Raw genomic sequence first — 26,577 nt, 5'->3', positions numbered from 1 at the left:
CCGGGTGGCCCGCAAGGAGCCTCATGCCGGCTAATCCAGTAAAGCTTCTTCTACTAATTGTTGCTGTTGCTGGGCGTGAAGCTTGGGGCTGCCTACCGCCGGGGATGCAGCAAAACCACGACCCGCATAAGAAAGTGTTTGATAAGATTGCAGGCAATCCACAATGTTATGCTGGGAAGAAAACCATACGCCTTGATTTTGTGGCTCTTCTTGACACCATATTATTTTCTTGGCATTCGGGTATTTGGCCAACTCTTTTACCAAAGCCTTTTTCGGGAATGGATAGAGTTGTTCAATGCGGATAATAGCCACATGGTTTAATTCTGCTTCACGACGTTTCTGCAACAAATCATAGTAAACTTTTCCACAGCACAACACCACTTTTGTAATGCTTTCAGCATGCAATTCATCGATTTCTGGAATCACGTTCTGGAAACCGCCTTGCGTCAATTCCTGCAATGACGACACCGCTAATTTATGCCGCAATAAACTCTTAGGCGTCATAATGATCAGTGGCTTACGGAAGTTGCGTAACATTTGACGGCGCAATAAATGAAATATTTGCGCAGGGGTGGTCGGCGTACACACTTGGATATTTTGCTGAGCGCACAATTGCATGAAGCGCTCCAGACGGGCAGAAGAATGCTCCGGGCCTTGCCCTTCATAACCATGAGGCAAACACATAACCAAACCGCAGAGCCGTCCCCACTTTTGCTCGCCTGAACTAATAAATTGGTCTATTACAACTTGTGCACCGTTTACAAAATCGCCAAATTGCGCTTCCCAAATAACAAGCGAATTCGGTTCAGAAGATGCATAACCATATTCAAATGCCAATACGGCTTCTTCAGATAAGACGGAATCAATGACCACAAATGGGCGTCCGGGCGCATTTGAAATAGTTTCAAGCGGCGTGTAGGTATGGCCTGTTTCCATGTCGTGCAATACCGCATGGCGGTGCGCGAACGTGCCCCGGCTTGAATCCTGCCCGGAAATTCGCACAGGATGTCCTTCGTGTAACAGAGTTGCATAAGCCAGTGTTTCAGCAAACCCCCAGTTCATGGGCAATTCGCCAGCAGCCATTTTTTCACGCTCGCCCAGTAAACGTTTCACCACGGGATGAAGATGAAAGCCTGCAGGGAGCTTGTGCAGTTTATCAGATAACATGCGTATAGTCGCTTCGTCTATCGTCGTATCGACTTTATCCGTCCATTTCGCATCAACATAAGGCGTCCAATCTACTGCTTTCTTCCCGTCATAATTGCCTTTAAACGTTTCGACTACGGATTTGCCCTGATCAAGTTTGTTCCGATAAGTCTCAGCAAATTCCGCTATCTTATCGCTACTGACGATACCAGCCTGCTCCAGCTGCTTAGCATAAATTTCCGGCAGCGGCTGCATGGATTTGATTTTTTTGTACATCAAGGGCTGAGTTACTGATGGTTCATCTGCTTCATTATGGCCGTGACGACGATAGCAAACTAAATCCAAGACTACATCACGCTTGAATTTCATGCGGAACTCAAATGCAATCTGGGTAGCGAAGACTACCGCCTCCGGATCATCGCCATTGACATGCAAAACAGGAGCTTGCACCATTTTCGCCACGTCTGTGCAATACAATGTGGAGCGTGCATCTAATGGATTGCTGGTGGTAAAACCGATTTGATTATTGACGACGATGTGTACAGTACCGCCGGTAGCATAACCGCGGGCTTGGGAAAAATTGAACGTTTCCATCACAACGCCTTGCCCGGCGAAGGCGGCATCACCATGAATGATAACCGGTACCACGGTATTTTTTTCATCCAAATCCAGGTAACGGCGCAGGCGCGATCTGGCAGAACCTTGCACCACCGGGTCAATGATTTCCAGATGCGAGGGGTTAAATGCCAACGCTACATGCACCACGTTGTTGGATTCTGTTTTTAAATCGGAAGAAAAACCCATGTGGTATTTCACATCGCCGGTACGTTTAGAGTCGACTTTCCCTTCAAACTCTTGGAATAACTGATCGGGTTCCTTGCCAAGAACATTGATGAGCACATTCAAGCGGCCGCGATGCGCCATGCCGATGACTATTTCCTTAACCTTATATTTTCCACCTTGACGAATGATTTCTTTCATCATCGGAACTAAAGAATCTCCTCCCTCCAGAGAAAAACGCTTTTGTCCGACATAGCGAGTGCCCAAATAGCGCTCCAGGCCATCCGCAGCAATTAATTCTTTAAGAATTTCCAACTTTCTTTCAGGAGCAAAACCTGGCTGACCTTGCACCGATTCAAGTTTTTCTTGCAACCATTCCACTTCAGCCGTATTTGCAATGTGCATATACTCAATGCCGATACTGCCGCAATACGTGTCGCGCAAAGCTTGCAGGATTTCAGATAAGGGCATGCGCTCTTTTGCAAATGTCTTGCCGGCAAAAAAAGTCTTCGGCAAATCCTTTTCGGAAAGATTGTGGTAAGAAAGCTCAAGGGTTTGCACCGGGTGCCGCTCAGCCATTTCCAAAGGATCGAGTCTTGCCAATAAATGACCATACGTGCGGTAAGCATTAATCAGGTGGGCTACTTCTGCTTGCTTGATGTCTGCACTCACGCCGTTTATATTTTTTCTCTCGGCATTCTGCAAAAAATAATTACGGATATCGCGGTGGGAAATTTCGTCAACCTGTCCGTTTACTTTAGGCAGTGCATGAAAAGCCTCACGCCAATCCTCAGGCACTGATTGCGGATCGTTCAGATAATCTTCATACAAAGCATCAACATAAGCCATGCTTCCGCCTGATAAATAGGAAGTGGCCCATTCTTTTTGCAGATCGCTGCTCATTACTTTTCTCCAAAGGGCGTGTCCCAACCAGGGACAGCGGAAATCACAATCAAGTTTCTTCGGTCAACATTTGCTGCCGTATCTCACCAATAGCTTTGGATGGATTGAGTCCCTTCGGGCAAACATTTGCGCAATTCATAATGGTGCGACAACGAAACACACTAAATGGATCTTGCAATTTGTTTAAACGATGAATCGTAGCGGTATCTCGACTGTCTGCCAAAAACCGCCTAGCCTGCAATAAGCCGGCGGGTCCTACGAATTTATCTGGATTCCACCAGTAAGAAGGACACGAGCTCGTGCAGCAGGCACATAGTATGCACTCATATAAACCATCTAATTTGGCGCGCTCCTCAGGAGTTTGCAAATATTCTTGCGCAGGGATAGCACTGCTATCATTTTGTAAATAAGGCTCGATGCGCTCATATTGCTGGTAAAATTGTGTCATATCAACAACCAAATCCCGAATTACCGGGAAACCAGGAAGCGGCCTGATGATGATCTTATCCGTGTTTAAGGTAGATAAATGGGTAATGCATGCCAAGCCATTCGTCCCATTAATGTTCATACCGTCGGAACCACATACCCCTTCGCGGCAAGAACGGCGAAAGCTTAGGGTTGGATCTTGTTCCATTTTAATGCGTTCTAGCAAGGTAAGCAGCATCGGGTCGCTTTTGGCAGGGACTGCGATGTCATAATCTTGCATGTAAGGCTTGGTATCGACCTCTGGATTATAGCGATAAATGGATAAGGTCAGATTTCTAATATCAGCCATGGCATATCCTCTTAATAAACTCGTTCTTTCGGCTCAAACGGCGCGACGTATTTAGGTGTGGTATTTACTGGACGATAATCAATATGATCATCTGCAGCAAAATACAGTGTATGTTTTATCCAGTTTTCATCATCGCGTTTAGGATAATCTTCGCGGCTGTGCGCACCGCGGCTTTCCGTACGCGCCAGAGCCGATTTTGCCGTCGCATAAGCAGTAGCCATCAAGTTATCCAATTCTAGAGCCGTTACGCGTTCCGTGTTAAAGACTTCACTTTTGTCCAGTAATTTTGCATGCGCCAGGCGTTCGCGTAAGGTTTGCAGTTTATGCAATCCTTGTTGCATAAATTCCCCAGTACGGAACACGCCGAAATCCTCTTGCATTACTCGTTGCATTTCCTCACGGATTATCGCTGGATTTTCACCATCTTTGGAATTTTCCCAGCGTTGATAACGTGCCAAACCGGCAGCAACATCTTCATCAGTCACATAAGGCATGGCCGGCATTTGCTGCGATAGCCACAAATCTTCCACATGCAGGCCGGCAGCACGGCCGAAAACGACCAAGTCCAGCAAAGAATTTCCACCTAAGCGATTCGCGCCATGTACCGAGACGCACGCGCATTCTCCCACTGCATAAAGGCCTTGTACGATTTCCTCACGGCCATGTTTTTTCGTTATCACCTGGCCATGAATGTTCGTTGGGATACCACCCATGCTGTAGTGGCAGGTAGGAACCACGGGTATAGGCTCAACAATTGGATCAACTCCGGCAAATTGCAAGGACAATTCGCGAATGCCAGGCAAGCGGGATTTAATCAAATCCGCACCTAGATGATCCAGCTTTAATTTCACGTAATCCACGCCTTGCGGATCAAAACCTTTGCCGGCGCGTAGCTCCAGCGCAATCGCACGGGCAACTACGTCACGGGATGCCAAATCTTTCACGTGCGGGGCATAACGCTCCATGAAGCGTTCACCATCCTTATTAATGAGATAACCACCCTCTCCCCGGCAACCTTCAGTGACCAGCGTACCGGCGCCGGCAATACCAGTGGGGTGGAATTGCCACATTTCCATGTCTTGCAAGGGAATGCCTGCGCGTAATGCCATACCAAAACCATCGCCGGTATTGATGTATGCATTGGTAGTGGACTGGTAAATACGCCCGGCTCCCCCAGTTGCTAAAATACAAATCCGGCTTTGAAAGAAAACGACTTCGCCTGTTTCAATACAAAGCGCGGTAACGCCGGCAATATTGTCTGCAGCGTCTTTAACAAAATCCAAAGCCAACCACTCGCTGTAAATATGTGTCTTGGCTTTTAAATTTTGCTGATAAAGCGTATGCAACAGAGCATGCCCGGTGCGATCAGCGGCAGCGCAAGTACGCGTGGCTTGTTCGCCGCCAAAGTTTTTGGATTGACCGCCAAAAGGCCGCTGATAAATTTTCCCGTTTTCCATACGCGAAAACGGTAATCCCATGTGTTCAAGTTCATAAACGGCTTCCGGGCCGGTTTTACATAAATACTCGATACAATCTTGATCGCCTATATAATCTGCGCCTTTCACCGTATCGTACATATGCCAACGCCAGTCATCAGTATCGGCATTGCCTAGGGCCGCAGTAATTCCGCCTTGCGCAGAAACTGTGTGTGAGCGTGTAGGGAAAACCTTAGACAGCAATGCGACTTTCATACCAGAATTGGCCAGCTGCAGAGCAGCACGCATGCCTGCTCCCCCGGCGCCAATGATTACTGCATCAAACTTATTACGTACAAAAGCCATTTATTATCCCCAAACAATCATTAAGCCCCAGATGAATTGACCCAACAGAAATAACATCACAAAAAATTGCAATGACAAGCGTATTGCTTTGCATTTGACGTAATCCGTGGTCACCGTCCATACCCCAATCCAGGTATGCAGAAGGAAACTCAGCAAAGCCACCACCGTGGCGACTTGCATTACTGGAGAATGGAATAAAACAAACCATTGATTAAATTGCATGTGCGGGTGAAACAGGATAAAACCGCATAAAAATAAAAAATAAATAGCCAGATAAACGGCAGTAAAACGTTGAATCAACCAATCTCTTAGACCGTTGCCGGTTAAACTCGTGACATTCGTTACCATATCCAAATTCCTAGTGCGATGGTTAAAATTACAGCCAGAACAATAACAGTAACAGCACTGCGCCGTCCCGCACAAAGCCCTTCTCCCCACCCCATGTCCATGGCTAAATGCCTGATCCCGGCCAATAGATGATAGCCAAGCGCTGCACTAAAGCCCCACAACATGAGTTTATAAAAAGGATGCACCAATAAATTCTGCAACAATTGGAATGAAGCGGTTGAACGCAGGGACATACCCAGCAGGTATAACATTACTGGCAACAATATAAATAAAATCAGGCCCGAAATCCGATGCAGAATAGAAACAATGGCCATCGGCGGGTATTTTAAGCTGGTCAAATCAAGATTAACTGGTCTTTTTTGGTTCACAGTGCATTTCATCCTTATTGGTATGTTTACTTTGAGTCCAAGTATAACAAGCCCTATATAAAAACTTGGGAAGTATACCACTCTGTTTTTTTCACGCAAAGTTTAACCTGGAAAAAGGCATGGCGCGCATAAATAAGGCGGTCTTTCTTGACCTTATACTGGTAAAATTACTGAATACAGCAAAAATTGATTTTAATCGATAATTGCAATTAAATGAGTACACGCATCTTAAAAAAAGGATAAAACATGTTTGTCTTTCGTTATTTTGCGTCTTTGTTTTATGATTTCATTATCCTTTCTGCCCTGTTTTTCATATTTACCCTTTGCTGCATTTTCTTACGAAACGGTCATGGTATTCCTCCAGCCACTTTATGGTATCAAACCGCTCTTCTTATCCTGGCATATTCCTATTATGCTTTATCATGCCGCTTTGGCGGCCAAACTATTGGCATGCGTGCCTGGAACATCAAGCTCATATTTTTGCATGGGCGATTCACGCACAGGCAACTCATCACCCGACTGCTCTTAATCATACCCGCATTTTCTCTGAGGATAATCGGTTTTAAGAAGCCTGATTTGCTGTTGCAGAAATGGACTAAAAGCCAAATAATCAGCGTTTAGAAGGAGAACTTGAAATACGTGGGGTACGATAAGGGGTTCTTGGGGCTTCCGTCGGATAACCATAACCTTGATCAGATAAACGTTTAACAGTCTGTAAATAACGCTCGCCCCAAATACCGGGATCAAAATTAGTCACCACGACGTTATAAAGCAAATTAATAATGGACTCAAATGCCTTACGCTGCGCAAGCTCATGGCCGCCGAATGCAACTTGCACTTCGGTTTCCGTGCCTATCTCGCCTGCTTTTAGTTTTTCCACTAAAAGATAAATCATTTTTTCGATTGTATAATAAAGCTTGCACATGGACATGCCCGCTATATACATATCTTCACCTTTAGAAGCACTTAACTTATAACCGTGGTCATGAATGGTATAGACAAATTCGCGGGTACCATCTTCTAAAATTTCCGGAGGGATAATCTTTGGCGGTGCAATGGTATCAAAAATACTGGGGCTTACGATGAATAGATGAAAGTCAGCCCAATGCCACCAAATTTGATAGACTTTTTCTATTTGAGCAATTGGGTCATATTCTTCATCTTCTCGTAAAAGCTTGCGCTGTTCCTCAGCCAACTGCTCAAAATCTTCTGGTAGAAAGTCTTTAGGATCGGCCATTATTACATCGGATAGCTTAAGTTCGTATAAGCTAATTTTAGCCTAAATTTACCCGATTGCTATCCATATTATTTGAAAAATAATAGTAAAATCATGCTTAGCCAAGATATTGGTAAAAAGCAGGCGGCTTTTTCATACAGCGAAGACAACTGCTTTGACAACCTGCTTTATCCTCGCATTCTTTGATTACCCCCTTATTTTTCCAAAGGGTTAACAGCGGTTGCAACGCCTGCTCATCCATGCCAAATTCACGCACCAGTTGCTGCATGCTAACCACGCGTTCACGGCGGATAAACTCACGAATTTGTAACAGCATGACTTCCTCCTGAAGTTACCGCACGCAAAGTCAGTACAGTAATGACAATAGCTGAAAAAATCACCGCAAGCCAAATCAGCGTTTGCTGTGGGTGCCTCATGCAGGTAGCCAATTGATAAAAAGATACGGCAGCAGCATAAGCAACCAGTAACGACCAAGCCACCGAAAACCACATCAATTTGCGCGTTGCCTCCTGGCGGATAGCTGCCATGGTGGAAACGCAAGGAATGTATAACAAAATAAACAAGAGGTAGGCATAAGCCCCTATTTTTCCGTCAAACTGTTGGTACATAATTCCGTATACAGTCTGTGGTAATTGCGTTACAGCCGCACTTTCAGCCAGCGGATGAAAGAAAGCCTGCCCAAGGGCTGCAATGTTTTGCGGGATTGAAAGGAAAGCAGCTTGTAAACTCCCCCACAAGTCAAAGCTTGCTGGCGTGAGCGCGAGCCCACCCATTTGTGCATACAAAGTATTAAGAGAGCCGACAACCACCTCTTTTGCCAATAAACCCGTTAATAAACTTACCGTAGCTGGCCAATTATCAGCATGCAAACCCATGGGAGAAAAGATAGAGGTAATGCATTGACCTAGCCAAGCTAAAATACTGAGGGAAGACCCTTCGCCAGCAGGAATGAACCAAGCATTTAATCCACCCAATACCACACATGCCGGAATGATTATTTTTCCGGCACGGAGAATGAAATAACGCAAACGCAAGCCAGTTTCTTGGCATAATCGCCGCAGAGAGGGCCTATGATAAGCCGGAAGTTCTAAAATCAAAGGGGAAGCCTGCCCACGCAACAGGGTTTTCCTTAAAAGAAACCCGGTCAACACGGCCATAAAAATGCCGAAAAGATATAATGAAAAAACTACATTTTGCCCGCCGCTTGGAAAGAATGCTGCTACAAAGACGGCATAAATAGCCAAGCGCGCGCTACAAGACATAAAAGGACTCATCAATACAGTCAGCAAACGATCGCGCTCGGAATCCAAGGTACGCGCTGCCATGATGGCAGGAACATTGCATCCAAATCCGACAATCATCGGCACAAATGATTTTCCAGGCAATCCTAAGAGCCGCATCGCTTTGTCAATGACAAAAGCTGCTCTTGCCATATACCCGGAACTCTCCAATAAAGACAAGAAAAAAAACATCGAAGCAATGACTGGAATAAACGTTAAGGTCGTATTGATGCCCTTCCCTACACCCTCTGCCCCTATGGCAAGGAGCCAGCCAGGAGCATGAAACCGCTGCAAAACCGAGGCAAAACCCTGCACAAAAATTGCATCTGTGGCGATATCAAAGAAATCCTGAAAAATACCGCCCACATGGATGGCAAATAAAAACATCAAATACATAACCGCAAAAAAAATGGGAAATGCCCAAAATCGATGCAACACCACCTTGTCAATTTTTGCGGTTAAATGATCGCTCGCATCCGTTTTCTTTTTTTGTACTATGGAAATTATTTGATGCACTGCTTTATAACGGGCATCAGCCAATACGATATCCACATCTGCATCGCCTACTGCGAGAGCAGATTTTTTGGCAATCAAGGTATCCCCTTCTAACATACGATGCGCCAAATAATGCGCTGCAACAGGATAGGCGGATTGTGCCAAGCTTTCTTCCAACATCACTAAGGCTTGGCGCACCGTTTTGGGTAATGCCAAAGCCATGGGTATTGCGGGTGCAGCATGGGTCAAAACCATTTGCTTTAATTCATCCATACCCATTTGCTTGTGTGCTTGTAGCTCCACAACCGGACATTGTAATTGACAGGCAAGCAATTGGTTATCAATTGCAATACCGCGCTGTTTTGCGATATCCGTCATATTTAGAGCCACGATAACGGGCTTGCCTAATTCCAATAATTGGCTGGTTAAGTAAAGGTGGCGCTCCAAATGACAGGCATCGATGATGTTGATTAAGATATCGGGATTTAAATCAAGTAATGCTTGTGCCGCAATTTGTTCATCCTGGCTTGAGCCTTCACGCGTGCACACCAAGGAATAAATACCGGGTAAATCGGTCACTGCAATGCATTGCCCGGCGCATGAAAATACACCCGTTTTCTTTTCAACCGTCACTCCAGGCCAGTTTCCTACCCGCTGCTTGTCCCCAGTCAATGCATTAAATACGGTAGTCTTCCCGCAATTCGGATTTCCTATCAAAACAACATGCGTCATACCCGCTCCCAAAACAAGCAATTCGCTTCTTCTTTACGCAGAGTCAAGGAAGTACCGCGTACTTCGATTTGTACAGGACAACCCAATGGAGCCACGCGTTTTATTAACACTTCCGCGCCACGGGTAACGCCCATCGCCAATAAGCGTCTACGATAAGGCGCAGGTGTCCCACCAAAATCAACCAAACGCACGCGCTCACCTGGAATTAAATCATTAATTGTCATCATGATATAAAGCACGGAAGGGAAAAAAATTCATTTTAACATAAATGATAATCATTCTCAATTAACCGGCATCTGCACGTCTTCCCGACGCTTATGCCTGCGCAAATAATCAATGGATTGCATTTCATGCAAACGGCTTAATGTACGCTGGAAAGAAACTGAAACAGCACCTTCACTGTATAATTGCTCGATTCCTACCGCTGCAGAAAGGATAACCCGTACCCCCTTATCATACATGACGTCAATAAAATGCATAAACAACAAAGCCTTGGTGGTATCATCACGGCTTAAAACAGGAACCTTGCTGACAAAAACTGTCTCAAACCGCCCTGCTATTTCCAGATAATCCAATTGGCTGCGTGGAATATTGCATAAGACATCAAAATTAAACCAAATCGCACGCTCGCTGTATTTTATACAGGGAATCTCCCGATTTTGTATGCAAATTTTTGTTTGCTCGCTGACATTTGCTGAAATTGCATGGAATTGTTGATTTAATATTTGCTCATTTTCTTCACTCAAAGGCGTTAGGTACGCTTTGAGTAAAGGCGTTCGCCCCAATCGATAATCGCGGTTGTCTGCTAGAACCAACACTTCACAATGGCGTTTCAGCAAATCAATAGCCGGTAAAAAGCGAATCCTTTGCAAACCATTAAGATATAAATCATCGGGACGGGTATTGGACGTGGCAACCAAAATAACGCCCTGAGCGATTAAATTCTGCAATAACTCACCTAAAATCATCGCGTCTGCAATATCATGGACTAAAAATTCATCCAAACACAAAACCCGCGTGGTTTTGGCCAGGTTGGCAGCAATTTTACGCAACGGATCTTGCTGACCTTGCAGGCGCCGCAGCTCTGCATCCACTTGTTGCATGAAATGGTGGAAGTGAAAACGCGCCTTGCGCCGCTCGCCAATGGCATCATAAAACAAATCGATTAAATACGTTTTCCCAGCGCCTACAGGCCCATACAAGTAAATGCCAGGAATCAGTTTTTTCTGCCCTCGTCTCAACCATGAACGTTTATCATTGCTTAATTCATCGGCTATGCGTTGTAGGTGGGGTAAGATTTGTCTTTGTAAGGGATCATTTGTAATTTCCCCTTGCTCGATGGCTAAATCATAGCGGGCAAGAATAGTCATGGGATCCCAGCCTCAGAGCGCAAAGCTTCAATTAAACGCGTTTTAAGTTCAATTAACTTGCCATGAAAAAAATGCCCTGTTTCCTCAAACTGCAACAAGTAAGGCTCTGGGGAAATGGTTTTGCAAAAATCCAGTACTAATGAAGCTGGCACAACATCATCGTCATTCCCTTGCAGTATGATCCAGGGGTGTGGGGGTAAAAATTCGTGATAATCGAAATGATGAACCGGCGGGGCCACCGTAATTAATACTCTTGAAGCAAAATGCGCTGCAGCACGATACGCAACATAAGAACCGAAAGAAAATCCGGCAAAAATACATTGGGCCTTGGGCATGGCTTGCAATGCAAGTTCTGCAATTTGACGCATATCTGCACTCTCACCTATGCCACCATCATACGTACCTGCCGACTCTCCCACGCCGCGGAAATTAAAGCGAATGCTTGGTATTGCGATATCTTTAAACGTACGAGCCAAGGTGGTTACGACCTTATTATTCATTGTGCCTCCCTGCAGGGAGTGGGGATGGCCTAATAATGCAATAAATTTTCCATGGGGTTGCTCAGGCACAGTAACCATGGTTTCTATCGAGCCGGCTTCGCCTTGCAGAAAGAGGGAATGTTCACCTGGATGGCTTAATAAATCAGAAAGTTGCATATAAAAACCTGCTGGTTATTACGTTAAGGCGTATAGTATTCTCAAAGCCTGCTTTTATTAAAGTGATAAGGCCAGGCATATGAAAAATATATTTTCGTTGTGGCCTAAATTATAACTCATCTTGCATTTTAATGCCTATTCATTATGATTAAGCAGCATCTTTTGCAACTTGGAAGATGATGATTGTCGCACCGACTTGTCTTAAGCGGTGACGTTATTATTTAATTAATGGAGGACTTGATCCAATGCGACAGGTACCTGATGTTTTTCAACTCGCCTGCATGCCTCCACTTCAGGGGGGGTTATGAAAATTCACGATTTCAAACGTAAAAAAGAGTTGAATGCTAAAATTAGCATGCTCACGTGTTACGATTATCCTTCTGCTTGCATGATCACTGAATCAAAAGTGGATTGCGTGTTGGTAGGCGACTCCCTTGCCATGACGGTTCACGGCCATGAAAGCACCATTATGGCCACGATGGGCATGATGGAAATGCATACGGCGGCCGTAGCGCGGGGCTTGCGTGGAAAATTTTTAGTCAGCGATTTACCTTTCCTTTCCTACCGGATCTCCCGGGCTGAAACGATGAAAAATGCCCAGCGATTAATGCAAGCGGGGGCTAACGCCATCAAACTGGAGGGAGCGGATCCCGATATTTGTGAAACGATTTCTTACCTGGTGACTTCGGGGATTCCAGTCATGGGCCATATTGGCCTAGTCCCACAATCTGTACATCAATTAGGCGGGTATGTTGTGCAAGGCAAAAAAAATGACGAGGCGAAGCTTTTGCTGGAACAGGCAAAACAGCTTGAAGCGGCTGGATGCTTTGCGCTAGTCATTGAGTGTGTCCCCAGTCAGGTAGCCAAATCCATCACCGCATCCCTTGCAATCCCAACCATCGGAATTGGCGCAGGCGCAGAAACAGATGGACAAATATTAGTTTGGCATGACATGTTAGGCTTGCAAACAGCTTTTAAGCCACGATTCGTCAAACATTTCTCGCAGGCGAAGGAATTGATGCTACAGGCTATTGATGCTTATGTGCAGCAGGTCCAAAAAACCGAATTTCCCGCTGCCGAACATACTTTTTAACAAGGATTGCCAATGCACATAATAAACGACCTGGCAGAATGGGTGCGCATACGCGCCACTCTGCCGCATACCAACACCATAGGTTTTGTGCCCACCATGGGAAACTTACATGCAGGACATGCTTCCTTGTATGACTGCTGCCGCCAGGAGAACGATATTACGATAGCCAGTATCTTTGTTAATCCTACGCAATTTAATCAACGCGGGGATTTCATACATTATCCTCGCAGTTTGGAGGCTGACTTGTCGTTGCTGACTTCGTTGGGAGTGGATTATTGTCTGCTGCCTGATGAACAAACCCTGTATGCCGATGGCTATCGTTATCAAATTCATGAAAACGAGCTGTGCGGGTTAATGGAAGGACGACAAAGACCAGGACACTTTACCGGGGTGCTCACAGTGGTGATGAAGCTATTTAATCTAGTCAAACCCAGCCGTGCTTATTTTGGCGAAAAAGATTTTCAGCAGTTGCAGTTAATTCAAGATATGGTTGCCGCTTTTTTTATGGACATTGAAATAAAAGCTTGCCCAACGATACGCGAAAAAAGCGGTCTTGCCTTCAGTTCCCGCAATAACCGCTTAAACTCGGAGCAGCGAGCGCGTGCAGAAAAATTTGCACAAATTTTTCTGCACGGTTCATCATGTGAGGCCATCCTTACCAAACTTAAGGAAAATGCCATCCAGGTTGACTATGTGGAGGAGCACGCAAACAGACGGTTTGCTGCGGTAAAAATCGATGAAATACGTTTAATCGACAATTATTTAATAACGGTGCAAACTTAACCTGAATCAAGGGCTTCCTACCTTTAAATTGGAGGATTTTTCTTGCTCTGCAGGCAATGAAGGTGTTGGCTGGAGCTGCTTAAGTTTTACTTTGAAAATTCGAGTTGCTTCCATGCCTTCTCCCGTCTCGGTTCCTGTTGAATTTTCTATGATTGGCACAGGCTTGATTTCTCGCCAGTTAGATAATTCCAACGTCGTTTCTTGCGCGCCAGAAAAAGAAATAGCGTTTTGCTCGATAGGCAAAGGAGAAGGATCAATATCATCGATTGAAAGCTCGTCAACTGCCTCAACTGCTTCCAAAGAAGGTATTTCCTCAGGTACTGAAATTTCTTCCTCACCCTTGCCTGAACGCTCATGAGAAACGGTTGGAGGCGTCGCCTCTTGTAATTCAACCTCATCGACACTTGAAGGTGAGCTTACAGAAAAAAAACTCATCACAGCAGTAAAAAATAATTTTATAGACTCCCAAGCACGGTTGAAGGCGTTTGCCTGCGGCGTAGCCTTTTCGATTTCAGCAGAGGGAGTATGCGCACCAAATTTATCTTGAAAATTTTCCATGAGTTTCGCATCAATAGAGGCAATTTTTTCATTAAGAATTTTTATCTTAGCAGCAAAAGCTGGCGTTTCAATGCTATTTTCCTTGCATTGTTCTTTAAGATGCTCAAACCGGTTTACCAAACTCTGGTAAAAATATTTTTCTTTAAACAGTGGATTACCCCCCTTCGCAACCGGTTGTTGCTGTTGAAACTCCCCGTACTCCGAAATAATTGCTGTAAGTTGTTCAGGTTGCAAATTATTCAGAAATTGCTGAAATGACTCAAGCTTTAAAGCTTCCGTAAATAATTTATCCTGTCTTGCCTGCACATTCTCCATAACAGCAGCTCGATGGCTTGCATTAAGAATATGCTCATCCGCCAAATCTTTCATCAACTTGTTTGGAGCCAAGCTGCATTTTAATAAGGCATGATGTAATGCATCCTTAAATTTAGGATCAGTTTGTAATCTGACCATTTCATTTTTGATAATGGTATGTTCAAGTCGTCCAATGCTTTTTGCCAAAAAATTGAAAGGTGCATCATCAAGAGGTGAATCGTAATTTTTCTCATTGATAATGGGTAATTCATTAATAATTTTGGCTGAAATATCTGCTATTTCGTGGTTAGGTTCCTGCAAGTCAAATAAACTTTGATCATGATCAATTTTTATCAAATGCTTGCCGGTTTCATCTTCTATGTAACCAAGATTTCCATAATGTAAATCTCTTTCTCTAAAGAGAAGGGACGCCACAACCAAGTTGGCAAGCTCTGCATATTGGTCTTCTTTTATGGAAAAAACTCCTTGTTTTTCCATGCTTTTCCAAGATTGAAATGATTCTTTGTATGAGGAAAGAATGCCTGACGATAAATTCCCGTCTCCTCTTTCATGGGAAAAAAGAGAACTTGTATCCATAATTTTTTTTACATCAGGTTGAAACGGCCCCAGCACTAAACTGTATAATTTCCCAGCAAAAACTTCCAAATCAGACTTATAGGTATGCTGCCATGTATTCATCTTTTGCACATAAAGCTCGTCATCTGCTGTAGTTAGCGAGGTGGCATTGATCCCTTTGTCAGCCAATGTCTTCGCTACATTTTGTATGGTGCTTTTAGCAACTTGGGTATCATGAACAGCTGCCAAAAATTGCTGGCGTTGCTCTAATAAATCAGAGAGCTCGGCATCGTCGTTGGCAAGTTCCGCTAAGCTTAGCAAAGCTCTGTATTGCAGGCTGTAATCCACATTTTTCGTTTGCTCTCTATTATTTTTTGATTCCGCAGGAGGTGCATATTTGGGTGAGCCGGCAACTACTAAGGCGGCAAGGCATAGTGGTTGCATTTCTTCGCGATAAAAAGCCCTCTTTTCTTCTAAGCTTTTTTCTTCTGCTATTAAATATTTTTGCAGATTTTCTAAATAATGTTTAAAAGCGGCTTCCATGCCTGGCTTGATGACTACCGTATCATCACCATATACCACAAATTGTCGGAGAGCATTTTTTCCTAAATCATTAGGAAATATTATCCCACTTTGATTATTAAGATTTAAAACAAATGTTTTTAAATTTTCCGAAGTGAAATCTTGCGATAAACTCGTCACCATTTTTAAAATTGAACGATAATCTGCCGGATCAGCCTCTCCAAAAACTTGATGGCTTTTATAAAGATCGACTAACCGCTTGGCATCTTTAATGAAACATTTTGGCTTTTTGCTGTTTTCACCCACGATGACGAATGCCTCTCTAGCAATTCGTTCAACGCTTTTATCGAAAGCGCCTGCATTTTTAAAAAAGGAATACAAATCTTGCGGCGAAGCTTGAGTAGAAAGAATTTGCTTTAGAGGTAAGTTCATCTTAAACATATAAATGCCCCATATAACAAGTATAGGACACCGCTATTGCTATAGCTTATAATTCAACAGATTGATTGGAAATGGCAATGGCTGCAGCAATAATGGCAGCTTTGTGCTGTGGTATGGACTTATTGGAATATTTCAGCCACTCAGGATGCGCTTCAATGATTCCGGTGTCAAACTGAGCTTGCTGCAATTCCGCAGAATTAAGCATCTCCAGATAATAAGGTATGGTGGTTTTTACACCAAATAAGCGCATCTCAGATAACGCTCGCTGGGCGCGATGTAAAACAGAGTCCCAATCCAAACTCCATACGACTAATTTTGCGCATAGCGAATCGTAATCCGGAGGGATTACATAACCGGTATAAATGGCGCTGTCCATTCTTACCCCGGGACCTCCCGGCGGGTAATAACGAGTGATACGCCCGAAACTTGGGAGAAAATCATTTTGCGGATCTTCCGCATTGATGCGAAATTCCATGGCAAACCCGCGCCTGGTTATCTGTTCTTGACTAAAACGCAATGGTTCACCTGCCGCAATGCGAATTTGCTCTTGCACGATATCAATGCCTGTGATTTGTTCGGTAATCGGATGCTCGACTTGCAAACGAGTATTCATTTCTAAAAAATAAATCTTATTTTCTTCATCCACCATGAATTCCACGGTGCCAGCATTGGTATACCCTACGGCTTTAACGGCTTGCACCGCATAATCGTACAACTTGCCACGCGTGACTTCATCAAGTCGGGGTGCTGGGGCAATTTCAACCAATTTTTGGTGGCGGCGTTGGATAGAACAATCACGCTCGAATAAATTTAATACCTTGCCATAATGATCAGCCAATATTTGCACTTCAATGTGTCTTGGTTTATGCAGCAATTTTTCCATATACACATGCGTATCACCAAATGCTTTGCCCGCCTCCGATTGCACTCTGGCAAATTGTTGCCGGACATCCTCGCGGTCATGACAAATACGCACACCGCGGCCGCCTCCGCCAAAAGTAGCCTTTAGCATGACCGGATAACCTAAGCTTTCAGCACAGCCTATCGCCTCGGTGACATCTTCCAGATTCCCAACGCTTCCTGGAATAATCGGTAATCCTGCTTTGCGCATGGCATCCCTGGCAGCTACTTTTGAACCCATGGTGGCAATCACGGGTGCTGCAGGGCCGATGAAAGCGATGCCAGCCTGTTCGCATTGGTTTGCAAATTCAGGATTCTCCGATAAAAACCCATAGCCAGGATGAATGGCTTCGCAACCCGTGGCTTTTGCGCATTCGATGATGCGTCTACAGTTTAAATAAGCATCCAGAGGATTTTTGCTTAGACAATGGGCATGAGAAGCACGCTTCACATGCATTGCATAACGATCAACTTCACTGTAGATGGCTACAGTTGCAATGCCCATTTCTTTACAGGCGCGAATGATGCGTAACGCAATTTCTCCACGGTTACTGACAAGAATTTTGTTGAACATCCCTGCTCCATTGATTAAGCCTGTATTATGCAAGCACTTGAGCAAACTTTTCTTTGGCCAACGTTAACTGGCGCTCCAACTGTCCTAATTCTGATCGTAAGCCAAGTACAGCTTGCGCATCATTTTTTTTCTGTAATTGTTTCAGGCTTGCAAGGAGAGCCTGTTGCTGTGCTGATAATGTCGCAATTTCTTGTTCAAGAGCTTGCAACCATTGCTGCCTCGTAACAAACGATTTAAATCCAAATGGCGGTTGCGCGTCTGTTTCTTTTTTCTCCCTATTATTTTTGCAAATCTGCACCAATACATTTATTTTTTGCTCGATGCGCTTTGCCAAATATTGGGCACTCTTTCCATCCTTTTGCATGGTTATCAAATGAGTCAAATCTTCTCTAATTTCCCGAACGCAAGCTTGTGGCGTCGTTTGTCTAAACAAACCTCTGGGAAGCTGCTCCGGTTTTATGGAAATAACACCATGCAACTTCCATTCAAGCTCTGGCAAACGCGCCTGCAAGGATTTAATAAAATCGTTCATTCAGTGAATAACAACATCTGCAAACTTGGAAACATAACTGTAAATGCATTTAAGCACAAGGTTAAAATGAAACCCTGCCTGCAACAACATTGGCATCCTATCTGCAAAAAGTGCAAACCACTTCTAATCTATATAGTGAATATTGCTTTAGCGTTGGATCTCTTGACGATGAAAAAACCGGAAGAAAAGGCACTGACCACCCTGCTTGAAGCAGCAGGGATAGCCATTAATGGCACAAGACCTTGGGATATTAGCGTACATAATCCAAAATTTTATGCTCGCTGCCTTAAAGACGGGAGCTTGGGAGCTGGTGAGGCGTATATGCAGCAATGGTGGGATTGCGAACGGCTGGACCTCTTATTCGAACGGATAGCACGTGCGCATTTAGAAGAAAAAATAAATATCCCATGGCGGGTAATATTCAAAAACCTGCTGGCTAAGATAATTAATTTGCAAAGTAAACGCCGTGCAAAACAAGTAGGCAGCCATTACAACCTTGGAAACAATTTATTTAAAGCAATGCTTGATGAGCAGATGATTTACAGTTGTGCCTACTTTAAAGACACTGCTGATTTAGCCGCAGCGCAAATGGCAAAATTGGAACTAATTTGTAAAAAATTAAACTTGCAAGCAGGCATGCATCTATTGGACATTGGCTGCGGTTGGGGCGGCCTTGCAAAATATGCAGCGATACATTACGGCGTTAAAGTGACAGGTATAACCATTGCCAAGCAACAGTATGAATGGGCAAAAGCAAGCTGCAAGGGTTTGGATATTGAAATTAAATTACAAGATTATCGAGAGATCGAACAAACATTTGACCGCATTGTTTCCGTAGGCATGTTTGAACACGTGGGTTTCATGAATTACCGTACTTTCATGCAACTTGTTGCACGCTCTCTTAAAGATAACGGCTTATTTTTGCTGCATACCATAGGCAACAATCAAACCAACATGCTCGCGGATCCCTGGATACGAAAATATATTTTTCCAAATGGGATGCTTCCATCAATCCAGCAAATAGGACAAGCCATAGAACCATTTTTCGTGATGGAAGATTGGCAAAATTTTGGTGCGTATTACGATAAAACGCTGCTGGCTTGGCATGAAAATTTCACTCGCCATTGGGGTGAACTAAGGTCATTTTACGATGAAACATTTTATCGAATGTGGGCATATTATCTTTTATCTTGTGCCGGCTATTTTCGCGCACGTGAAATGCAATTATGGCAAATTGTATTGTCCAAAGGCGTCGACGGCGTTTATATAGCTCCGCGTTAATTTTAAGGATTAAAATGAACGAGCACTATGCAGTTGAACGGATGAGCAAAGATGAAGTACAACTTGCCATTGCCTGGGCTGCAGAAGAAGGCTGGAATCCAGGCCTTAATGATGCAGAATGTTTTTACCAAGCGGATCCGCATGGTTTCTTTGCCGGTAAGCTGAATGGAAAGATTATTGCCGTGGGTTCTGCTGTAAATTATGACGAAGAATTTGCTTTTTGCGGCTTTTATATTGTCAACCAATCGCAGCGCGGCAAAGGATATGGATTAGCACTGACGCGTGCCCGGTTAGCTTATGTTGGAAACCGTAACGCCGGGATTGATGGAGTCATCCACATGCTTGATAAATATGCTCGCCTGGGTTACCAACTCGCGCACTACAATGCCCGTTACACTGGGAAAGCATTTTATGCCGCTACAGATGATGAATATACATTACCTTTGGCGCATATTGATTTTGCTTTATTGCAAGAATATGACCGCCGCCATTTCCCGGCTTACCGGCCTGCATTTTTACAATGTTGGATAAAGCAAGCCGGCGCAAAAAGCATGGGCTATTTTAAAGATGCCGCTCTCCAGGGGTATGGCGTCATCCGCCCATGTCAACGAGGATTTAAAATTGGTCCTTTGTTTGCTGACCATCCTGCAATAGCGGAAACTTTATTTTTAAATCTGGCTTCTCACGCGCAAGGACAAGATGTTTTTCTCGATATCCCGGAAAACAATCCGCATGCATTGGCACTGGTAAAACGTTTCCAACTCACTAAAGTTTTTGCTACAGCCAGGATGTATCTAAAAGAAGAACCGACTCTTGAAAAGAAAAATATTTATGGAATTACCACATTTGAATTGGGGTAAGCATGCGCGATATGTCTGGCTATGGGAAGAAGCAAAGTGGTGTACAATGGCCACAAAAAGCTCGCATGGCTGTTAATTTTGTCATCAATTATGAGGAAGGTGCCGAACTGACGCCTGTAAATGGCGATCTTTGCGCAGAAACATATGGCGGGGAATTTCCGCTTGCTGCCAAACCTGAAGGCATGCGTAATTTAAGCATGGAATCGTTATTTGAGTACGGCAGCCGCGCCGGTATTTGGCGTTTGCTACGTTTATTTGATGCCGCCGGCATACCGCTTACTTTTTTTGTAACGGGGTTTGCCTTGACGCTAAATCCCGAATTTTGCGTCTACCTCACACATAGCAAACATGAAATAGCCGGGCATGGATGGCGCTGGATAGATTATGCGCGGCTGGCAAAAAAGGAAGAAAAAGAACATATGCAAATCTGTATAGATACCATCGCGGCACTCACCGGAAAACGCCCCCAAGGTTGGTATACCGGCAGACGGAGTTTACACACACGCAATTTATTAAGAGAAATTGGCGGCTTTATTTATGATTCTGACAGTTATGCTGACGATTTACCTTATTTCGAGCAAGAGCATTTAATCATCCCTTACGCGCTGGATTGCAATGACTTTCGCTTTAGCACTTCCCCAGGTTTTAGGACAGGCACGGATTTCTTTGATTATTTAAAGGATTCATTTGATTATTTGTACGCTGAAAATCGTCCGGTGATGCTGAGCATTGGCTTGCATCCACGGTTTAGCGGGCACCCGGGACGCTGTATGGCCTTAAAGCGCTTTATAGGGCACATCCAGCAATTCCCTGACATTTGGATCACAAGGCGCATCGATATTGCCAATTACTGGTTATCGCAAAGCAAATGCTGAATCATCTTATCCAAAAGGGGCTGCTGTTTCTTGTATTTGCAAACGCTTGCTTTGCAAGTGCGTACTAATGAAAGGAGGCAGACACATAAGAATTAAGCCACCTATCAAAGCAGCTTCATAGCGAGCCACACTACCGACATTGATTCCTTCAGGCGGCATAAAACTTACTACCAGCGTAGTAAGCGCTCCAATGATGCCAATACCGGCTACCGCAACCAAGCCAAATACCCCGCCAGGAATTCGAAATGCCCGGGGATGATGAGGCACTTTAATACGCAACTTGATCGCTGCTGCAAACATGATTAAATACATCAGCATGTAGAGCTGCGCAGCTAAAGCCGTTAGCAGCCAATAAGAACCATTGACACTTGGCATGAATAAAAACAGGGTGGAAAGCACGGTGACAATAGCCGCTTGGCTGATTAACATAACCCAAGGCGCCTGATTGTGATTCGTACGTTGGAACAAGGGAGGCAAATTACCATCTTGCGCTGCAACCAGTAACCCTTTTGTAGGAGCAATAATCCAATTGCTCACACCGCCAAGCCCACCCAATACCAGCATGACGGCGATGATCGGCATAAACCAGGTTAAATGGTAACGGCCAAAAAAAGCATCAAATGCCTGCATGATGCCGGCAACCAGATTGATATCGTTATGAGGCAATACTACTGCAATAGCCAAAGAGCCTAAAATCAATGTGCTTAGTATAATGAGTACGGAATAAAGAAGTGCCTGCGGAAAAGCACGCTGCGGATTATTTACGTCATTGGCATGTACGGTAGCAATTTCAATACCGCAAAACGACATCATAATAGCCGTTAATGAAACCCATATAGAACGATCTTGCCAGTGCGGAGCAATGTCTGGTGCAGCAAATTGAATTTGCATTGGGTTGCCGCCCACGATCCAGGCCGCCCCCAAACCGATGATTAGGGCCATTGGGATAAGCAAGCCGGAGATGGCGCAAATATTACTGAATAAAGCAGAAGAACGCATGCCACGTAAATTAACCAATGTCGCCCCCCAGAAGGAAATTACAATGATTAACCATAAAAAATAAGGGTTGCTCGCCAGTGCAGGATTAATTAAATAACCGACCGTACCTGCTACAAAGGAAAGGAGGGTGGGATACCAAATGACATTTTCAATCCATTGAAGCCATATAGCCAGGAATCCGGTTTTTCTGCCAAATGCTTCCTTAACCCAAATGTAAATCCCACCTTGCTTGGCCCAGCCTGAAGCCAATTCCGCAGAAACTAGTGCCGTCGGGATGAGGAAGAATATGGCTCCCAAAATAAAAAAGGAAATAAGTTGGCTGCCAAATAATGCCGTAGCCGGCAAATTGCGGATACTGTCTACAGAACCTACTGTGATCATGGTCAAACTAAACACAGTCAATGCATGTTTTTTATTGCTCATTGCATTCCTTCTCGTTTAATACGGGAGCACAGCCAAAGGTTATCACTTACAACCGATACTCGGAATCCACATTATATTGGGTTTTGCTTAAGGCAACCTTAATAATCGTACAAAAAAGAACCAGATAGTATCAATGAACCCAAATGGTGTCAATTAATATTCCAGATTATAAAATTAACTAGCTGGGTGGCTCAAAGCCAGAATATAAAAATGCGCGCTCTAATACCATTGCAGACTAGTTAACCTATCATAAATTTGAGAAATTGTAACTGCTTCGTTTGTCGCCATTCTTGCCACAAGCCACGAAATGATGCAACAAATCATGCGGAGCAAGATGACAAACCGTTGCAAGGATGAGCACAACCATTGAATGCATAAGCTAGCGTAAACGCTTTCCGCTCAAGACTTCATAAATTGCACTGGGTTGCTTTTCTCCCCCAAGTTCCCCTGCCATGATGGCATCAAGCCCAGCGGGAAATTGTGATAAGAGTTCGGCTAAAGTCCTGGCAGGTGGTGCGCCGCTTAAATTGGCACTGGTCGAAACAATGGGTTTTTCTTTGCAGAGCTGACGGGCAACCGGATGCGCGCTTAAACGAATGGCAATGGTTTCCCCATCACTGCTCAACCAATCCGGAACCTGTGCAGCTTTTGGAAAAATCCAGGTTACAGGCCCAGGCCAGCTCTGTTGCACAGGAGCTAACAATTCAGCGGAAAGAGGCTTGATTAGAGACAGTAAATGCTGCCACTGAGCAATTAACAAAATCAACCCTTTATTAGCCGGCCTTTTTTTTAAAGCCAAAATTTTTTCCACCGCTTCTCGATTATACGGATCGCAGCCAAGCCCATAAACCGCTTCGGTGGGATAGGCAAGGATTTTGCCCGCCTCAAGCAAAGCATGTGCTTCATTAAAATCAGTGATGATAGCCATTTAAAAATCTATCTCAAAAAAACGAACGCTATAGCGGTAACAATACCAACGAATCTGATCGCCATCATTTTGTTCGATTAAAATGGAAACCATATCCGTATGAGCCAATGCTGGTTGTTCTTGCAGAAAACAAACACGTTCTATGCCGGATAACAAAATATAATGATAGCGTTGAGTTGTAAATGTATACTCTTTAGGAAAAGTAAAAAAGCCTTCATGCACTTCCAACTCAACGGGATCTCCCTGAATTAGGATTCTTGCTGCAGATACATGCAAACCAACCAATAAAAGAATCACAAGCATCCATGTTCTCATCGCTGCATCCTCACGATGCCACAAACGCACGCTCTGCGTTTGCTTATATTAAGATATCTAAAATTATAGTTGGTTTAAATTTTATTCACCTGCAATCGCATCGACTTCAGAAATTGTGTGAATAACAACATCTTCAAGGGGAACGTCCGCATGCCCTTGTTTCTGACCTGTCTTCACTTTTGCAATGGCGTCAACTACATCCATTCCTTCCACTACTTCGCCAAACACACAATAGCCAAAATTTTGCGCTTGTTCACTGCTATGGTTTAAAAAATTATTATCGGCTACATTAATAAAAAATTGTACAGTAGCTGAATGAGGATCCATGGTACGCGCCATGGCAATGGTGCCTCGCTTGTTGGGTTTTGCTGTTTTGGCTTCATTCTTAATCGGAGTCCCAGTGGTTTTGCTCTGCATATCGGCAGTCAACCCCCCTCCCTGAATCATAAACCCATCAATGACGCGATGAAAAATTGTATTATCATAAAAACCACTTTTCACGTAATTGCTAAAATTGGCTGCCGTATTCGGGGTATTTTCTTCGTCCAGTTGCACATAAATATTGCCCTTGGAAGTATTAATTAAAAACATTATTTCTCCTTTTATAAAGCATTGGTTGCAATAAGTGCGCGCATTTTAGCACATACATCGTGCAGCACATGGATATTATGGATGCTTGCCAGTGCCGTAAACAAATTGGCTTTTTGTTTGCACGCATGATGCAAGAAGGCGCGTGAATAATTCTGGCATGTATAACAAGTACAAGATGGCATAATAGGGGACAAATCATCTGCATAGCAGGATTTTTTTATTTGTATGCGCGCATTCTCATGCTCGCTTTCAAATTTTAGCCAATTACCGCTGCGTATTATTTCTCCACAATATAAAGCCCCATGCCTTGCATTGCGGGTTGGCGCTACGCAGTCAAACATGTCGATTCCCTCAGCCACCACATCCAACAAGTCCTGCGGCGACATGCCCACCCCCATGGTGTATCTGGGCTTATTATCGGGTAGAAATTCATGCACCCAGCGGATAATTTCAACGGTCTTTGCCATATCAAAGCCTACTGTTTCCCCTCCCAGAGCAATGCCGTCTGTATGCATGGAAACTACAAATTGTGCACTTTCCCGCCGCAAATCTTCATAAACCCCTCCCTGAATAATGCCGAACAAAGCCTGATATGCTCCATAACGGGAAGTGGGATGTTGTTCATGATAAGCAATGGATTGCCGCAGCCAACGGTGTGTACGTGCCATGATGCGCTGAACTTCAGTATGTGTACATGCATCAGGGGTGCATTGATCGAAAGCCATGATAATGTCTGCCCCAATTATTTTTTGCGTCTCTAAAGACATCGTTGGGGTCATATGGATCAAACGCTGGGAATTGGGCAAAGAAAAATGGGCACCTTCTTCATCAATAGTACAAATTTCTTTCTGTTTAGATAAGCTAAAAACTTGAAATCCACCGCTATCGGTCAACATCGGCCCATGCCACCCCATGAATGGATGCATGCCGCCTGCCTGCTCTATCACCTCCATGCCTGGAGCACAAAGCATATGGTAGGTATTTCCGCCAAGAATAATTTGACTGCCGGCAGCATGCAGCTCTTGTGGTGTCATATTATTTACACCCGCACGCGTTCCCACGGGCATAAATACTGGGGTGATAAATTCCCCGTGAGGTGTTGCTACCCGCGTTACGCGTGCTTTGCTGTGGCGATGTTGATGCAGAACTTTACAACTAAAGGTATTCATGGGATGGTTTAACGTCAAAAACGTGATCATAACCAAGACGTGCGGCCTTTACCATATGCAAGGATTAATGGATTGCATGCAAGGTTTTACCAAGTCGATAAAAGATAACACCACTGGCAATAAAACAAAATAAAAAATAAAATAAAGCCCATGCTGCCATGGATAATCCCATGAATGACCAATCCACTTCAGCGCAATCACCAGCTCCCCAAAACAGGGCATGCATGATTTCATTTAAAGGAAAGTAACGCAGCAAAGTATCCAATCCCGGCATGCAAGCCGGTATTTGCTCGCTCGGCAAAGATTGCAGCCAAAGCTGCCGGCTTGCAAAAAATAGTCCTGCAAATGCAAAAAACATTTGCAATATAGAAACAAGCCGACCGCGGCGCAACGTAGTTAAACACAAACCCATAATGCAAAACGCCCCGAACAGAAAAGCGCTAATGCGCTGCATTAGGCATAGCGGACAAGGTTCTAAGTTACGTGCGTATTGAAAATAAAATGTAGCCCCTACCACGAACACAGTCAGCAGAAGCAATAACGATTGAATGCTGCGATAAGTACGTTTGCTCATGATTTTGGTACCATGTATTCAACAGCTGCCTTGATGTCTGCATCCGTACACTCACTGCAAGTTCCTTTCGGGGGCATGGCATTCAAGCCTTTAATAGCAGAAGTAGTTAAGCCATCTATACCTTTAGCCAAGCGGGATTTCCATTCTGCTTCTGCGCGGAATTTAGGTGCGCCTGCCACGCCATCACGGTGGCACGTCTGGCAATATTTTTCATAAATTTCTTGTCCGGGTTCTTTTTTTGCTGTCTCAGCCGGTGCAGGCTGGACGGGCTGAGCGACTGCTGGTGCTGTCGTTTCCCCTTGTATACGTACTTGGCCTATCGGAGCGATGCGCTGCTCGATTTGCTGCCGCTCATAATCATCAGCTGCATACCCATTCATGGATACTAAAATCAATCCGGTTAAAATTGGCCGCATAA

The 26,577-nt window shown here is 44.3% G+C and carries 27 protein-coding genes; 6 read left to right on the top strand and 21 right to left on the bottom strand.

Annotation, left to right across the window (positions count from 1 at the left end):
* Window positions 1-30: 30 nt before the first annotated feature.
* From NKV53_RS06135 to sdhC, 5 genes are read right to left on the bottom strand one after another with little or no spacing between them, the layout of a single operon-like run.
* Complete coding sequence (locus NKV53_RS06135) at window positions 31-2,829, bottom strand: 2-oxoglutarate dehydrogenase E1 component (protein WP_126953734.1); 2,799 nt, start codon at window positions 2,827-2,829, stop codon at window positions 31-33.
* 49 nt (window positions 2,830-2,878) lie between these two features.
* A complete protein-coding gene (locus NKV53_RS06130; protein ID WP_126953735.1) occupies window positions 2,879-3,604 on the bottom strand; it encodes a succinate dehydrogenase iron-sulfur subunit in 726 nt (241 codons plus the stop codon).
* 11 nt (window positions 3,605-3,615) lie between these two features.
* Entirely contained in the window at window positions 3,616-5,385 is a 1,770-nt protein-coding gene (gene sdhA / locus NKV53_RS06125) for a succinate dehydrogenase flavoprotein subunit (RefSeq protein ID WP_127032523.1), read from the bottom strand.
* 3 nt (window positions 5,386-5,388) lie between these two features.
* The gene (gene sdhD, locus NKV53_RS06120; RefSeq protein WP_126953737.1) at window positions 5,389-5,733 is read right to left on the bottom strand and encodes a succinate dehydrogenase, hydrophobic membrane anchor protein; all 345 of its coding nucleotides are present in this window, start codon (window positions 5,731-5,733) and stop codon (window positions 5,389-5,391) included.
* The gene (gene sdhC / locus NKV53_RS06115) at window positions 5,727-6,101 is read right to left on the bottom strand and encodes a succinate dehydrogenase, cytochrome b556 subunit (protein WP_126953738.1); all 375 of its coding nucleotides are present in this window, start codon (window positions 6,099-6,101) and stop codon (window positions 5,727-5,729) included. The genes sdhD and sdhC overlap by 7 nt, the downstream gene beginning before the upstream one ends.
* A gap of 246 nt (window positions 6,102-6,347) precedes the next feature.
* Between sdhC and NKV53_RS06110 the strand changes: the two genes are divergently transcribed.
* Complete coding sequence (locus NKV53_RS06110; protein WP_127032526.1) at window positions 6,348-6,722, top strand: RDD family protein; 375 nt, start codon at window positions 6,348-6,350, stop codon at window positions 6,720-6,722.
* Here the strand turns inward: NKV53_RS06110 and NKV53_RS06105 are convergent.
* The 6 genes from NKV53_RS06105 to NKV53_RS06080 all read right to left on the bottom strand — a co-directional run bounded on the left by NKV53_RS06105 (window position 6,712) and on the right by NKV53_RS06080 (window position 11,871).
* Window positions 6,712-7,338, bottom strand: coding sequence for a virulence factor (locus NKV53_RS06105; RefSeq protein ID WP_126953740.1), 627 nt, complete (start codon window positions 7,336-7,338; stop codon window positions 6,712-6,714). The genes NKV53_RS06110 and NKV53_RS06105 overlap by 11 nt on opposite strands.
* Window positions 7,339-7,435: 97 nt before the next feature.
* Window positions 7,436-7,654: a FeoC-like transcriptional regulator gene (locus tag NKV53_RS06100; protein ID WP_126953741.1), complete on the bottom strand. Its 219-nt coding sequence runs from the start codon at window positions 7,652-7,654 to the stop codon at window positions 7,436-7,438.
* Window positions 7,635-9,845: a Fe(2+) transporter permease subunit FeoB gene (feoB, locus tag NKV53_RS06095; RefSeq protein WP_126953742.1), complete on the bottom strand. Its 2,211-nt coding sequence runs from the start codon at window positions 9,843-9,845 to the stop codon at window positions 7,635-7,637. The genes NKV53_RS06100 and feoB overlap by 20 nt, the downstream gene beginning before the upstream one ends.
* Window positions 9,842-10,069: a FeoA family protein gene (locus NKV53_RS06090; RefSeq protein ID WP_126953777.1), complete on the bottom strand. Its 228-nt coding sequence runs from the start codon at window positions 10,067-10,069 to the stop codon at window positions 9,842-9,844. Before NKV53_RS06090 ends, feoB begins: the two co-directional genes overlap by 4 nt.
* Window positions 10,070-10,126: 57 nt before the next feature.
* Window positions 10,127-11,215 (bottom strand): cell division protein ZapE, encoded by a 1,089-nt coding sequence (zapE, locus tag NKV53_RS06085; RefSeq protein WP_126953743.1) that lies wholly within the window; start codon window positions 11,213-11,215, stop codon window positions 10,127-10,129.
* A complete protein-coding gene (locus NKV53_RS06080; RefSeq protein WP_126953744.1) occupies window positions 11,212-11,871 on the bottom strand; it encodes an alpha/beta hydrolase in 660 nt (219 codons plus the stop codon). Before NKV53_RS06080 ends, zapE begins: the two co-directional genes overlap by 4 nt.
* 304 nt (window positions 11,872-12,175) lie before the next feature.
* Here NKV53_RS06080 and panB point away from each other — a divergent pair, with 304 nt between their 5' ends.
* Both panB and panC read left to right on the top strand, forming a co-directional pair.
* Window positions 12,176-12,964 (top strand): 3-methyl-2-oxobutanoate hydroxymethyltransferase, encoded by a 789-nt coding sequence (gene panB / locus NKV53_RS06075; RefSeq protein ID WP_126953745.1) that lies wholly within the window; start codon window positions 12,176-12,178, stop codon window positions 12,962-12,964.
* Between the two features lie 12 nt (window positions 12,965-12,976).
* Entirely contained in the window at window positions 12,977-13,747 is a 771-nt protein-coding gene (gene panC, locus NKV53_RS06070) for a pantoate--beta-alanine ligase (RefSeq protein WP_126953746.1), read from the top strand.
* 6 nt (window positions 13,748-13,753) lie between these two features.
* Here panC and NKV53_RS06065 read toward each other — a convergent pair whose 3' ends face one another.
* From NKV53_RS06065 to NKV53_RS06055, 3 genes are read right to left on the bottom strand one after another with little or no spacing between them, the layout of a single operon-like run.
* Window positions 13,754-16,138, bottom strand: coding sequence for a hypothetical protein (locus NKV53_RS06065; protein ID WP_253350862.1), 2,385 nt, complete (start codon window positions 16,136-16,138; stop codon window positions 13,754-13,756).
* A 46-nt stretch (window positions 16,139-16,184) separates the two neighbouring features.
* Complete coding sequence (locus tag NKV53_RS06060; RefSeq protein ID WP_126953748.1) at window positions 16,185-17,612, bottom strand: acetyl-CoA carboxylase biotin carboxylase subunit; 1,428 nt, start codon at window positions 17,610-17,612, stop codon at window positions 16,185-16,187.
* Window positions 17,613-17,637: 25 nt separating this feature from the next.
* Window positions 17,638-18,144 carry a hypothetical protein gene (locus NKV53_RS06055; protein WP_126953749.1) on the bottom strand — a complete coding sequence of 169 codons (507 nt, stop codon included), beginning with the start codon at window positions 18,142-18,144 and terminating at the stop codon, window positions 17,638-17,640.
* A gap of 135 nt (window positions 18,145-18,279) precedes the next feature.
* Between NKV53_RS06055 and cfa the strand changes: the two genes are divergently transcribed.
* The 3 genes from cfa to NKV53_RS06040 are packed head-to-tail and all read left to right on the top strand — an operon-like array spanning window position 18,280 to window position 21,160.
* Entirely contained in the window at window positions 18,280-19,425 is a 1,146-nt protein-coding gene (cfa, locus tag NKV53_RS06050) for a cyclopropane fatty acyl phospholipid synthase (protein ID WP_371923178.1), read from the top strand.
* Window positions 19,426-19,439: 14 nt separating this feature from the next.
* Window positions 19,440-20,285: a GNAT family N-acetyltransferase gene (locus NKV53_RS06045; protein ID WP_253350861.1), complete on the top strand. Its 846-nt coding sequence runs from the start codon at window positions 19,440-19,442 to the stop codon at window positions 20,283-20,285.
* A gap of 2 nt (window positions 20,286-20,287) precedes the next feature.
* Entirely contained in the window at window positions 20,288-21,160 is an 873-nt protein-coding gene (locus NKV53_RS06040) for a polysaccharide deacetylase family protein (RefSeq protein WP_199737616.1), read from the top strand.
* A gap of 6 nt (window positions 21,161-21,166) precedes the next feature.
* Here the strand turns inward: NKV53_RS06040 and NKV53_RS06035 are convergent, their stop codons facing one another.
* From NKV53_RS06035 to NKV53_RS06005, 7 genes are all read right to left on the bottom strand, one after another.
* A complete protein-coding gene (locus tag NKV53_RS06035) occupies window positions 21,167-22,582 on the bottom strand; it encodes an APC family permease (protein ID WP_126953752.1) in 1,416 nt (471 codons plus the stop codon).
* A gap of 379 nt (window positions 22,583-22,961) precedes the next feature.
* Window positions 22,962-23,510, bottom strand: a complete 549-nt coding sequence (locus tag NKV53_RS06030) for an L-threonylcarbamoyladenylate synthase (protein WP_127033433.1) — start codon at window positions 23,508-23,510, stop codon at window positions 22,962-22,964.
* Window positions 23,511-23,825 carry a hypothetical protein gene (locus NKV53_RS06025; protein WP_126953754.1) on the bottom strand — a complete coding sequence of 105 codons (315 nt, stop codon included), beginning with the start codon at window positions 23,823-23,825 and terminating at the stop codon, window positions 23,511-23,513. It abuts the gene before it with no gap.
* Window positions 23,826-23,906: 81 nt separating this feature from the next.
* Window positions 23,907-24,416 carry a peptidylprolyl isomerase gene (locus NKV53_RS06020; protein ID WP_126953755.1) on the bottom strand — a complete coding sequence of 170 codons (510 nt, stop codon included), beginning with the start codon at window positions 24,414-24,416 and terminating at the stop codon, window positions 23,907-23,909.
* Between the two features lie 11 nt (window positions 24,417-24,427).
* The gene (gene tgt / locus NKV53_RS06015; protein WP_126953779.1) at window positions 24,428-25,585 is read right to left on the bottom strand and encodes a tRNA guanosine(34) transglycosylase Tgt; all 1,158 of its coding nucleotides are present in this window, start codon (window positions 25,583-25,585) and stop codon (window positions 24,428-24,430) included.
* A 64-nt stretch (window positions 25,586-25,649) separates the two neighbouring features.
* Complete coding sequence (locus NKV53_RS06010) at window positions 25,650-26,159, bottom strand: disulfide bond formation protein B (RefSeq protein WP_126953756.1); 510 nt, start codon at window positions 26,157-26,159, stop codon at window positions 25,650-25,652.
* Window positions 26,156-26,575, bottom strand: coding sequence for a cytochrome c5 family protein (locus NKV53_RS06005; protein WP_199737607.1), 420 nt, complete (start codon window positions 26,573-26,575; stop codon window positions 26,156-26,158). Before NKV53_RS06005 ends, NKV53_RS06010 begins: the two co-directional genes overlap by 4 nt.
* Window positions 26,576-26,577: the final 2 nt, after the last annotated feature.

This window comes from Legionella sp. 27cVA30 (genome assembly GCF_024160945.1).
Taxonomy (GTDB): domain Bacteria; phylum Pseudomonadota; class Gammaproteobacteria; order Legionellales; family Legionellaceae; genus Legionella_A; species Legionella_A septentrionalis.
This window is presented reverse-complemented; position numbering and strand designations above follow the sequence as displayed.